The sequence below is a fragment of the Marinitoga arctica genome (assembly GCF_054657315.1).
The window spans coordinates 60,899-73,157 of record NZ_BAAHYY010000004.1 but is presented as its reverse complement, the minus strand read 5'-3'; the positions used below and the strand labels follow the sequence as shown (position 1 = coordinate 73,157).

14 protein-coding genes and 1 tRNA gene are annotated in these 12,259 nt (G+C 25.1%); 2 read left to right on the top strand and 13 right to left on the bottom strand.

The annotated features are described in order from the left end of the window. Positions 1 to 8: 8 nt before the first annotated feature. Both ACYQ44_RS02165 and ACYQ44_RS02160 read left to right on the top strand, forming a co-directional pair. Positions 9 to 929 carry an SPFH domain-containing protein gene (locus tag ACYQ44_RS02165; RefSeq protein WP_459994870.1) on the top strand — a complete coding sequence of 307 codons (921 nt, stop codon included), beginning with the start codon at positions 9 to 11 and terminating at the stop codon, positions 927 to 929. A gap of 138 nt (positions 930 to 1,067) precedes the next feature. After that, positions 1,068 to 1,442: a hypothetical protein gene (locus ACYQ44_RS02160; RefSeq protein ID WP_459994869.1), complete on the top strand. Its 375-nt coding sequence runs from the start codon at positions 1,068 to 1,070 to the stop codon at positions 1,440 to 1,442. Between the two features lie 28 nt (positions 1,443 to 1,470). On the opposite strand, the gene ACYQ44_RS02155 is transcribed toward ACYQ44_RS02160, so the two are convergent. From ACYQ44_RS02155 to ACYQ44_RS02095, 13 genes are all read right to left on the bottom strand, one after another. After that, complete coding sequence (locus ACYQ44_RS02155) at positions 1,471 to 2,607, bottom strand: glycosyltransferase family 2 protein (protein ID WP_459994867.1); 1,137 nt, start codon at positions 2,605 to 2,607, stop codon at positions 1,471 to 1,473. Between the two features lie 22 nt (positions 2,608 to 2,629). After that, a tRNA-Val gene (locus tag ACYQ44_RS02150) sits at positions 2,630 to 2,704 on the bottom strand. A 29-nt stretch (positions 2,705 to 2,733) separates the two neighbouring features. Further along, on the bottom strand, positions 2,734 to 3,894 hold the full coding sequence (locus ACYQ44_RS02145) for a glycosyltransferase (protein WP_459994866.1): 1,161 nt from the start codon (positions 3,892 to 3,894) through the stop codon (positions 2,734 to 2,736). A 63-nt stretch (positions 3,895 to 3,957) separates the two neighbouring features. Continuing rightward, complete coding sequence (locus ACYQ44_RS02140) at positions 3,958 to 4,773, bottom strand: putative nucleotide-diphospho-sugar transferase (protein ID WP_459994864.1); 816 nt, start codon at positions 4,771 to 4,773, stop codon at positions 3,958 to 3,960. Next, positions 4,773 to 5,780, bottom strand: coding sequence for a lysylphosphatidylglycerol synthase transmembrane domain-containing protein (locus ACYQ44_RS02135; RefSeq protein WP_459994862.1), 1,008 nt, complete (start codon positions 5,778 to 5,780; stop codon positions 4,773 to 4,775). The genes ACYQ44_RS02140 and ACYQ44_RS02135 overlap by 1 nt, the downstream gene beginning before the upstream one ends. Next, positions 5,764 to 6,768, bottom strand: coding sequence for a glycosyltransferase family 4 protein (locus ACYQ44_RS02130; protein ID WP_459994860.1), 1,005 nt, complete (start codon positions 6,766 to 6,768; stop codon positions 5,764 to 5,766). The genes ACYQ44_RS02135 and ACYQ44_RS02130 overlap by 17 nt, the downstream gene beginning before the upstream one ends. 9 nt (positions 6,769 to 6,777) lie before the next feature. Further along, positions 6,778 to 8,061, bottom strand: a complete 1,284-nt coding sequence (locus ACYQ44_RS02125; protein ID WP_459994859.1) for a cyclic nucleotide-binding domain-containing protein — start codon at positions 8,059 to 8,061, stop codon at positions 6,778 to 6,780. Positions 8,062 to 8,072: 11 nt separating this feature from the next. Next, positions 8,073 to 9,338 carry a cyclic nucleotide-binding domain-containing protein gene (locus tag ACYQ44_RS02120; protein WP_459994858.1) on the bottom strand — a complete coding sequence of 422 codons (1,266 nt, stop codon included), beginning with the start codon at positions 9,336 to 9,338 and terminating at the stop codon, positions 8,073 to 8,075. Positions 9,339 to 9,408: 70 nt separating this feature from the next. After that, entirely contained in the window at positions 9,409 to 9,807 is a 399-nt protein-coding gene (locus tag ACYQ44_RS02115; protein WP_459994857.1) for a secondary thiamine-phosphate synthase enzyme YjbQ, read from the bottom strand. Between the two features lie 9 nt (positions 9,808 to 9,816). Beyond that, on the bottom strand, positions 9,817 to 10,107 hold the full coding sequence (locus ACYQ44_RS02110) for a hypothetical protein (RefSeq protein ID WP_459994855.1): 291 nt from the start codon (positions 10,105 to 10,107) through the stop codon (positions 9,817 to 9,819). A gap of 5 nt (positions 10,108 to 10,112) precedes the next feature. Beyond that, positions 10,113 to 10,937: a septum site-determining protein MinD gene (minD, locus tag ACYQ44_RS02105; RefSeq protein WP_459994854.1), complete on the bottom strand. Its 825-nt coding sequence runs from the start codon at positions 10,935 to 10,937 to the stop codon at positions 10,113 to 10,115. 130 nt (positions 10,938 to 11,067) lie between these two features. Continuing rightward, positions 11,068 to 11,247 carry a ferredoxin gene (locus tag ACYQ44_RS02100; protein ID WP_459994932.1) on the bottom strand — a complete coding sequence of 60 codons (180 nt, stop codon included), beginning with the start codon at positions 11,245 to 11,247 and terminating at the stop codon, positions 11,068 to 11,070. Between the two features lie 81 nt (positions 11,248 to 11,328). Further along, positions 11,329 to 12,258, bottom strand: a complete 930-nt coding sequence (locus ACYQ44_RS02095) for a D-2-hydroxyacid dehydrogenase (protein WP_459994853.1) — start codon at positions 12,256 to 12,258, stop codon at positions 11,329 to 11,331. Position 12,259: the final 1 nt, after the last annotated feature.

Sequence of the window (12,259 nt, the reverse complement as noted above, 5' to 3'; positions counted from 1 at the left end):
GGGGTAAAATGTATTTATATGGTATTTTGGCGATATTTTTATTATTTTTAGCTGCCACGAGTTTAAAAATTATTAGGCCGTATGAAAAAGGTTTAGTTGAAAGATTAGGTAAATTTCATAGAGAAGCTCAACCAGGATTACAGTTTATTGTACCTTTTTTGGATAGATTAATTAAAGTTGATATGAGAGAAAGAGTTATTGATGTACCACCGCAAGAAGTTATTACAAAAGATAATGTTATTGTTACTGTAGATGCTGTAATTTATTATGAAGTAACAGAAGCATTTAGAGTAATATATAATGTTAATAATTTTGAAGTAGCAGCAATAAAATTAGCCCAAACTAATTTGAGAAATGTTATTGGTGAATTAGAATTGGATGAAACATTAACTTCTAGAGAAATGATTAATACACGACTTAGAGAAGTTTTAGATGAAGCTACGGATAAATGGGGTGTAAAAGTAACTAGAGTTGAAATTAAGAAAATTGATCCTCCAAATGATATTATGGATGCAATGAGTAAGCAAATGAAAGCTGAAAGAATGAAAAGGGCTTCTATTTTAGAAGCAGAAGGATATAAGCAAGCAGCAATTTTACGAGCAGAAGGGGATAAAAGATCTGCTATCTTAAAAGCAGAAGGTCAAGCTGAATCTGTTAAAAGAGTAGCAGAAGCGCAAAAATATAAATATGAAGTGGAAGCAGAAGGTCAAGCTCATGCTATTTTAAATGTATTTAAAGCAATTCATGATGGGAAACCGACAACGGATCTTTTAAGAGTAAAATATTTAGAAGCATTAAAAGAAATGGCAAATGGGAAAGCTTCAAAGTTATTTATTCCTTATGATGTTATCGGTGTTCTTGGTTCAGTTGCTACATTATTTGAGGCAAAATCAACTAAAGAGGAAGTAGATAAAGAAAGGAAGGATTAAATGTACCAAATATTGCGGATATTATTTGAGTGTTTTATAGCCTCTTTTATAGCCTTTTTTATAGCACAGCATTATATAATATCTAATAAAAAATTTCCAATAATTTTTGAATGGATGAATTTGTATAATTTTGTTGTGATGATTTTATTTATAAAAATAATGAGTGTTGAATATTTAAAAATTTCAAATTTTTCATTATTTATTATATTGATAATATTTTATGTAAGATCTTATATGACTGCTAAAGATAAATTTGATAGTAGATTTAGATCTATGATATTATCTTTTGGGTATACAAGGGAATCATATTTTTATAAATTTCTAATGAAAAGAATAATTTTAAGAGGATTAGAAGGTTTCTCTTTTTCTGTGGCATTGATTATACTTGTAAATAAATTGCCTTTATGGTTTAATCTAAAAAACAATATTGATGAATATATTTATATTATTTTATTTTTGATTGGTGCTGGAATAGTAAAATCTTCGAATTTGGGAAGAATATCAAGAATATAAAATATAAATATAACGGCCATGTAGGCCGTTATATTTTTTCTCTTTTTACTTTATACCATATTTTTTCTTTTTTGTTTAAAGATAAGTAAGCATTTAATAATACAATGTATTCAAAGAATAACATAAACGGTGTTGTGATAAATATATTTATTAAAAATCTTGGAATTTTCATTTTTCTGGTCAATAATAATGCTGAACCAAGATTTAGCCCCCACATAATACTGAAAAAATTCTTTAATAGAAATATACCAAGAGCTAAGTTTTTAAAAAGAATTAAAAACGATAAGATTGGAAAAATTAATAATAGGATAAGAAAAAAATTAATAAAAACTACATTAAAATCCCTATATTTTAATGCTTTAAGAAACTCTTCAATACCACCTATATACCATCTCTTGTGTTGAAAAAATAAATCTTTTAAATTTGATACATATTGGATTTTAGTTTTAGGAGAGATAACAAAAATTTGATTGATTTTCATTTGATTTAATTTTATTGCCAAATGAACGTCATCCACTAAAGTTGCTGTATCTAAAGGCAAAACCTTTTTTAGTATATTTTTTTTGATAAATACACCATTTCCCATAAAAACAGCCTTTGAGAATAAATTTGAATATAAAATATTTCGACTAAATTCAAAATATATTTCCTGATAATCAAAAATCAAATTTTCTTTGTAATTATATGCTTCAAAGTCAACATATATCATATTTGTTTTAGGATTATAAAAATATTTTATATGTTCTTCTAAAAAATCTTCGTCAATTAATGTGTCTGCGTCTAAAAATAAAACGATATCCCCTGTAATATACTCAAAAGCTTCATTGATTGATTGTGGTTTTCCCTTTATTCTTTTTTTTCTTAAAACTCGCAAATTTTTAAATTCAATTTCCAGTTCTTTTAATATTTCAAAAGTTTTGTCGGTAGAATTATCGTCTATAACTATTATTTCAAAATTTTTATATTTGTTTTTTTGAATATATTCTATACTTCTTCTAATAACTTTTTCTTCATTATAAGTTGGGATTATAATAGAAATTTTCAAATTCATATTAGAAAGATTTTGAATATTTTTTTTGCTTATAAATGTTTTATAAAGGTTTAAATATTTTCCCAACAATTGAAATGTCATTGAAAATAAAATAGAAAAAAATAAGACATCCATGTTTTCTCCCCTTATAAAAAAATGGTGGGTGCTGCAGGGATTGAACCTGCGACCTCTTCCGCGTCAAGGAAGCGCTCTCCCACTGAGCTAAGCACCCACGTTACCTAAAAAATTTTATCATAAATCTTATTTTTTGTCAACATTTAATACACTATTGTATACTTCTATAATTTTTTTTACTGAAATTTCTATAGAATAATTTTCTTTAACAAATCTTATTCCATTTTCAGATAAAATTTTGTATAAATCTTTATCTCGCAAAACCTTTAATATCTCATGAACAAAATCATCTTCATTTAATTCTTTAATCATTATTCCACCTGCATTTTCGTGATTTAAAAGGTCGTATACTCCCATTTTACCTAAAGCAACAACTGGAGTACCTGCAGCCATAGATTCTAAAACTACTAAGCCTTGCGTTTCTGTATACGATGCAAAAATAAATAAATCTGCCTGTTTATATGCATCCAAAACTTTTTCGCGTGGTTGCCCGCCTGTAAATATTACATTTTCATGTAAATCTAATTCAATAACTAATTCTTCTAATTTATTTTTTTCTACACCATCGCCAACAATAACAAATTTAACATTTCTTTCTTCGTGGAATATTTTATGAAATACTTTTATTAAAAAATCTATATTTTTTTCTGGTCCTAATCTCCCTACAAATAGCAATATTTTTTCTTCAGGTAAAATATTATATTCATCTCTAAGATTCCATATGACTTCTTCATTAAATTTATTAATATCAATTCCAGTCGGAATAACTACAACATGATCATCAGGAACACCATAGCTAACTAAAAGCTCTTTAATATTTGTTGTGGGAGATATTACTTTATCTAATTTCAAACACCAATTTCTTATCATTCTTTGAGTTTGTTTAAGTGTTGGTCTAATAATTAATGGTAGGTAATTTCTATAGTATTCATACATTGTATGATGAGTACCAATATGTTTTGTTTTTAATAATTTAGCCATAAACTCTGCGAATATTCCCATTGAAAATGGATCTTGAGAATGGATTATATCAAGATTTAAATCTTTTATCTTAAAAATATCTGTTGAAATAGGTAAAGCAATTCTTTGTTCTTTTTCAAACAAAAACTTTATTGCTGGAAATTCAAACACATTTTTTTCATTTCTTTTATAATTATTGGAATATTTTGGGACAAATAAGTATACATTATGCCCTAATTTTTCCATTTCTTCTTTATATAATTTAACAGCGGTTGAAACTCCATTCTTTTGAGGAAAATAAACATCAGAAAAAATACCTATATTCATTATTTCACCTCTTTAAAATATTATCATAAATATTAATTTTTTACTATAAAATACTTTTTTATATTATTTTGAAAGTTTATATAATATTCTTAACAACCATATAACCGAATTATTAATTTTTATTTTATTTTGTCCATATTCGAATTTTTTTATTGGTCTAAAGAATTTTTTTCCACCAGCATTATGCACAACAGGAATTTTATTTCCATTTTTAGTATAAAATACGCCATTTTTACAATAAAAATTATTAATGTGAGTTGTGGGAATAAAATTATAAATAAAATCTAATTCTTTAAATCCGTATTTATAAAGATAGTAATTTATTAATAATTGATCCAATCCCCACACATTAAAATCATTAATGTTAGAAATAATAAATTCTAGTAATTCTATATACTTATCTCGAGGACCTATTAGAAACCCAGCATTTATCATTTTTTTTCCTTTTAAAATTTTATAAATTTCATTTTTTAATTCATTAGAAATATTGTTATTATTCATCATAATATGCATAGGGGGATTTATATCTTCACAAACTGCCAAAAAATCACTACTTTTATTAAATAAGAAGGAAATATCGTCAAAAAAAATAATATCTCCAGAATCACAATTTAAAATTGATTTGTATTCAGGTCTATCTTTTAAAAATTTTAATAGTTCGACAAATCTTGAATTTACAATTTTACCTTTTGTTTTTGATTGAATTATAATAACATTTTCTTTAGTTAATTTTTTTTTAACTTCAGGGGACAATCCAAAATCAAATATAACAATATCAGTTTTATCCAAATTAACATTTTCTCTTAAAGATTTAAACCAACTATGTAATAAAAAAATTTCATATTTTTCATTACAGGCTGTGGCAATTAAATTTTTCACTATTCACTCTCCTTACGAAAAAATTTTACATAAGTTCTGAATACAATTCCTAAAAAAATTTGCAAATAATAAGTTGAAAATCTCCACCCAATAATAGATAATAATACTCCACTATGAATTTTTAATATGGAAGAAAATATTAGTTGATATGAAGCTTCTATTGTACCACTCGCTCCTGGAGTTGGAATATAATATACAACCATATTTAATAACATCATTGTTCCAAATACAATAAAAAAATTGTCTAAATTTATTGCTAGATTTGCATATTTTGTAAATAAATAAAAAAGTGAGTATGCTTGTAATGATAAAACTATTAAATTTAATAAAATATCCAATATCATAATATGAAATTTTTCATTCCATAAAAATTTAATGCTATTTTTTAATTTTTTAGACCATTCAATATATTTATTTTTCAATTTCTCAATTTTTTTTAATTTAAACAAATTGAGAAATTTAACTATTAAATTAGAATTTATAAAAACACTTAAAATTAAAAAAGTTATGCCAGAAGAAATTATTAATCCTAAATTTATTAATGCTGATTCAAATGTAGTGCCATACAAAACATTAATCACTTTTTTATAAGAAAAAAGAGCAATTGATAAATTTAATATCATAGCAGTAATAAAACGGGAGACAACAATATTAGTTGAGTGCTCAATGTCTAGCCCGTGTTTATTTAAATGATAAATCTGATAAGGTTGCCCTCCAGCTGCAAAAGGTGTTATTGAGGAGAAAAATAATCCCATTATATTATTGTATAGTAAAGTAAAAAAACTTATTTTCTTTCCGAATTGTTTTATAATGATCATATATCTTATAGAATCTAGTATGTATCCAAGGAAATATATAAAGAATACAATAACAATATCCCAAATTTTAATTTTATATATTTCTTTTATAATATCTGTTTTATAAAATTTTTGTATAAATAAAATTACAAAAACACCTATTATAATTGAAGATATAATACCAATAACATTTTTATACTTTTCTTTCATAAATCTCACCGTATATATTTTTTAATCTAAGTCCAATATTTTTTAAATCACGTTCCTCAGCAATTTTTTTACCATTATTAACCATTTTTTCAACATCAATTTTATTATTTATTATTGAATCAATATTTTTAATGAAATCTTCTATCCCGTTAGATTTTAAACAATGTTTTTTATGAATTAACCATTTATCATATACTGGGATATCTCTTAATATTAAAGGTGTCTTTGAAGATAGAGCTTCTAAAACTACAATACCTTCGTTTTCTTCATAACTTGGAAATAAAAAAACATTAGCTTCACAAAATGCGGAAATTAATAATTCGTCTGAAACATATCCGGGGAATTTTAAATTTGGTAATTTATTTTTTAAAATTTTTTTAATTTTTTTAGGAATAATATTTAATTTTGCACCTAACCAAACAAAATCATAGATAGGCAATTTTCTAGCTAATTTATAAAAATCCAGAATGCCCTTCCTTTCAAAAGGTAGTCCTACAGATAATATCAAAGGCCTTTTGATATTAAAATAATTTCTAAAAATTTTTTTTGAATAATTGTCGCATTTAAATTTGTTTGTATCAACTCCATTAGAAACCACTTTTATATCCTTTTTAATTCCATAAGATAAAATTAAATTTTTTGTGTATTCTGATGGTGAAATTAATATATCAGCATGGGAATACATTGTTATTACCCTTTTTTTTATAAAAGGAGCAAGATAGTTACTAAAGGTAAAGCTATTTTTAAAATCTTCATAAGTTGTATGTGTATGAACTATTACTTTTTTACCTAATTTCTTTGATTTTTTTAGTAGTTTTTCACTTAAAAATCCAATTGTATTAATATGTATAATATCGAAATCATCTTTTGGATTTAAAGTATAATTAACCTCAGCCAATTCCAAAGCTTTTTTTTGATGTTCTAAAGCTTTTCCAACACCAGATTTTTTAAAAAGATTTTTTCCTTCAGAAAATAATAATACTTTCATTTCTACCTCCTACATAAACTTTAATGTCCCATCAGCTCTCATGGTGGCAATATTATTTTTATATAAGTAATCTATTAATTCATTATCTTTCTTGTTTGGTAATCTAAAAAGATATTTTATTTCATTTATTTTCAATTTTGAATCATTCAATATATTTTTACCATATTTTTTTATCATAAATTTTAATTTTTCTTCAAAAGATAGAGGTGAGTGCCAAAATTTCTCGAAATTTAATCTTTTTATTAGTTTTTTGACAATTTTTAAACCAAAAGCTGGATCATTGTTAATTAAATTTTCTAAATTATCCTTTTCTATTATTATTATTTGTAAAAGAGTTGAGGTAAATACAGTAGCAGTTCTTTGAACTTCTTTTAGAGAAGCAATTTCTCCTACAATTTCTTCATTTGATAGAATTGCTAATAATTTTTCACCTGAATTATCAAATAGTGAAACTCTAACATTACCTTTTAAAATCAAAAAAGCCCAATCTCCCTCTTCACCTTCATAAAATAAAACAGTATTTGAGGGTATCAAATATCCACTTTTTAAATATGTGACAATAGGTTTTGGTAATGGTTTGTTTGTAATAATACTTTCAAAAATCATAAAAGAAAAAAGCTCGTTTATAAAAGGATATTTCTCTTTTAATGTTTTTTCCAAATAATATTTTTTATCTGGTGAAATTAAAATCATGGATAAATACTTCCAGATTTCTATTTCAGCTTGAAAATAAATATCAAAATTAAAGTAATGAATTTTTTTAAATATATTTAAAGCTTCTTTTATTTTTCCTTTGTTAAACAAATGTCTTCCTTTAAAGTATAATTGAATCTGATCATCAGTTATATGGTAAAAAAGCTTTCGTCTGTTTATTTTCATATATTTTTTTGATAATTCAGCTTTATTGAGTAATTGATCCTTTAAATTTTCTTTTTTTTCAGAAATTTCTTTATTATTTGAATTAAAATATATTTTATTATTTAGGGAAATCAATTTTAAAATATATTTTTTTATAAGATGAACAATTAAATTAGAATTTGATAGTAAGAATTTTTCAACCAATTCCTTTTCAATAGAAATAATTCTACTATTTTCAATAACTTTGATAGTTTCAAAAGAAGTTGTTTCTGGAATTAGAATTTCTGAGCCAAATATTCCATTTTTTTCTAATGAACTATATTGACAAAAACTGGAAAATGTTTCAACATTTCCTTCTTTTAAAATTAATAATTCTTTTACTTTATCTCCTTCATTAATGAGTATTTTTCCTGGAGCATATAAAAATTCTTTCATATAATCACATCCTAAGTTTTAAAATATAAAGTACCATCAGGCCTTAAAGTAGCAATTTTTTCAGAATTAATTTCTAACAAAAAATCATTTACATTTTCTTTAGTTCCGAAAAGATTTATAAATTGAATGGGTGTTAAGTGTAATGTATTTAAACGTTCTATAGTATATTTATTAATTAAAAAATTTGTTTTATCTTTCAATGTTTTTTTATTAATTAAAGCTTTTTGGAAATCTACTCTATAAATAAGAGATTTTAATATATTTTTTCCCAACAAATAACTTTCATTAATAAGATTTTCAAGATTCTTCGAATTTATTAAGATTATTTGAGTAGGAGTTTTTGAAAAAACAGTAGCAGTTCTTTTTATATCTTTTATAATAGCAATTTCCCCAACGACCTCACCTTCAGTCAAAATATTCAATAATATTTCTGTTCTTTCATTAAGAAATTTAGAAACAAAAATACTTCCATTTAAAATTAAAAATGCCCAATTTCCTTCTTCTCCTTCATGAAATAAAACAGTTTGAGAGGGAATAAGGTACCCTTTTTTAAGATAAGAGTTATATATATTATCTAATTTCTTATTATTAATGATATTATATAGAATTTTAAATGAAATTAATAAATCAAGAAAATCGTATTTATATTTTAATTTATTAAATAAGTTATGAGCTTTGACCTCTTTTAAATAAAAAATACAATAAATTTTCCAAATATCAAGTTCAGCTTTAAAAAATTCATCTTTTATTTCGTTTAGGGGAATTTTATTTAAAATATTTAAAGCATCTTCGTATTTTTCTTCTATAATTAATTCTCTAGCTGAAATATATTTTTGGATAAAACTATCATTAAAATGATACCAGTTATATCGATAAATATTTTTAAAAAACTTTTTTGATTTTTCTAAAGTTAATGATAATAAATCATCATTCGGAACATAATTATAAGATAATTTTTCATTCATATTAATAAGCATATTTATTCTTTTTTCTATTGCTAATTTTAATAAACTTGGATTTTTTGACAAAAAATCATCAGCTTCATTTACATCGTCAAAAAGGATAATTTCACTATTTCTAATATTTTTCAATAGTTCACATGATTTTTTTCTAAATAGAAATTCTTCTGAAAAAATACCTTTATTTATAAAAATTTTTTTGTAATTACAAAAATCAGATTCACAAAGCAAATCGCCTTTTTTTAATACAATAAGTCCTATAGGAAAATCATTTTCTTCTTGTATAATATCTTCGTTTGAAAATTTTAATTTAATCATAAAATCCCCCTGATTTAATTATACACCATTTATTTATAAATTCAATAAAAAAAATGCGGGAGAATCCCGCTTATCCTTTAATTATCTTTAAATAAAATTTTCTTCTTCTAGGGCCATCGAATTCACAAAAATAAACGCCTTGCCATGTTCCTAATAACAAATCATTATTTTTTATTATTAAGGTTAAAGATGGTCCTATTAAAGATGATTTAATGTGAGAATCCGAATTTCCTTCAATATGAGTAAAATAAGATTCATTAGGTATTAATTTGTTTAAAAACGTTTTTATATCCATTTTAACAGAGGGGTCAGCATTTTCGTTAATAGTAATTCCTGCGGTTGTATGAGGGGTATAAACAATAACGATTCCTTCATCTATTTTTTTTTCTTTAATATAATTTTTTATTAGGTGAGTAATTTCAATAAATTCATTTCTGCTGGAAGTTGAAATATTAAATTCTTTCAACATATTTCCACCTCATCTAAAAAAGATATTTGTTACTATAGTATATCCATTTTCATCTTTGCTTATATGTATTTTTATATTTTTTCCATCTATTTTTGATTTTTTAGTTATGAAATCCCTGATTACTTTAGAAACCTCATTAGGATTAATATTCATATCATATCTTTCAGCAATTGCAACATTTGCATTTTTTCCAAAAGAAATATTTGAAATTTTTTCTCTCCTACTACCCACTAAACTCTGCATTCTTTTTAATGCAACATCTCTACTAGATTTTTTTCTACCAAAATTAAACCAGCCCATCAATATCACCTGCCACCAAACATCTTTTGCAGAAACCCTTTCAGACCTTTTTTAGAATGGCTTTTTAAGAGTTCAAGGTCATTTTCTATGGGATTTTCCTTTCCGGCAATTCTCTCTGAAATATTTGCAAATATGCTAGAAACTTTTGAATTATCTTCAAGGGTAATAGGAATTCCTTTGTTGGTTGCAATTATAATCTCTTCACTATCCGGAACTATTCCCAATAATTCTACTGCTAAACCATTTCTGATGTCTTCAGGAGATAACATTTCATTTTTATTAATCATATGCAATTTAACTCTATTGACTATTAAAGATATATTATCTTCATTAAATTTTTCGTTTTCTAATAATCCTATAACCCTGTCTGCATCACTTATAGCTGTTAATTCAGGAGTTGTTACTACAATTGCATGTTGAGCAGCAACAACAGCATTTTTGAAACCACGTTCAATTCCGGCAGGTGAATCAACAATCACATAATCAAAATGCTTCGAAAGTTCGTTTACAATCATTTTCATATCTTCAGGAGAAATCATATCTTTATTAGCAATTTGTGAAGAAGCAAGTAAATTTAATTTTTTGATTTGCTTATGCTTAACGACAGCCTCAACTGGAGATTTTCCACCTTTTACAACATCTAGGATAGTATAAACAATTCGATTTTCCAATCCAAGCACAAGATCTAAATTCTTTAAGCCTATGTCAGCATCAATTAAACATACATCATATCCCATTAAAGCTAGAGAAGCCCCAATATTTGCAGAGACAGTAGTTTTTCCTACTCCCCCCTTCCCTGAAGTTACAACTATAACCTTGCTTTTTTTCATAATGCCCCCTCCAAATTAATATTTAAATTTCATTACATATTATACAACATTTTCTTAAAATATCAAAATATCAGTTTAAATTGATTATAAAATAAAAAGGCTAGCCGAAGCTAGCCTTAGGTATTCTTAATTATTCAACTGAGATAGCTTGTGTTGGACAAGAATCTGCAGCGTCTTGTGCACAAGGTAAATCTGTTTCAGCAACTAAAGCTTCTGCTTTGCCTTCATCATTAATTTTGAATACATCTGGACATAAATTTTCACATACTCCACATCCGATACATGCATCTTGATCTACAAATACTTTCACCATAAACACCTCCATTTATAAAAATAACTATAGTTATTATAACTCAAAAAATAGCAAAGAATATTAAAATAATTTAACAAATTACATATTTTTTACTATTTCTACAATTTTGTCGACTAATTCTAATCCAACTCTTCTTTGAGCTTCTTTGGTTGTTGCACCAATATGAGGAGTTGCTACAACCATAGGATGTTTTAATAATTTAATTTGTATTTCTGATGTAGGAGGTTCTTCTTCAAATACATCTAGTCCTGCTCCTAAAACTTTGCCGTTTTCAAGATATTTTAATAATGCAGCTTCGTCTATTACTCCCCCGCGAGCAGCGTTTATTATAACAACATTGTTTTTCATTTTTTCAAATTCTTTTTCTGATATTAAATGTTTTGTTTTTTCATTTAAAGGAACATGCAATGTAATAATGTCAGAGTTTTTAATTAGTTCTTCGAAAGATACTTGTTTTACATTATATTCTTTTTGAACTTCTTCAGGGATTTCAAAAACATCAAAAACTAAAACATCCATATCAAAACCTGAAACTAATTTTCTAACTAATTTACCTATATGGCCGAATCCTACAATACCTAAAGTTTTTCCTGTTAATTCAAAACCTTTTAATTTTTTCTTTTCCCATTTTCCATCTCTTAAAGATGTAGTACCTGTTACTATATGTCTATATATTGATAAAATATATCCAATCACTAATTCTGCAACGGATAAAGAATTAGCTCCTGGAGTATTTATAACTTTAATTCCTTTTTCTTTAGCAGCTTCTAAATCAACATTATCTAATCCCATGCCAGCTCTTGCTACTAATTTTAAATTTTCACCATTTTCTATTATGTCCCTTGTCACTTTTGTAGCGCTTCTAACAACTAAAACATCGAAATCTTTTACTTTTTCTTTTAGTTCGTCTTTCTCAAAGTGTTCAATTGTTATTTTTGTTTCAGGTAATGAATTTATTAATTTTTGAGTAGCTTCCTCAGCTAAAGGATCATTGATATGTATCCACATA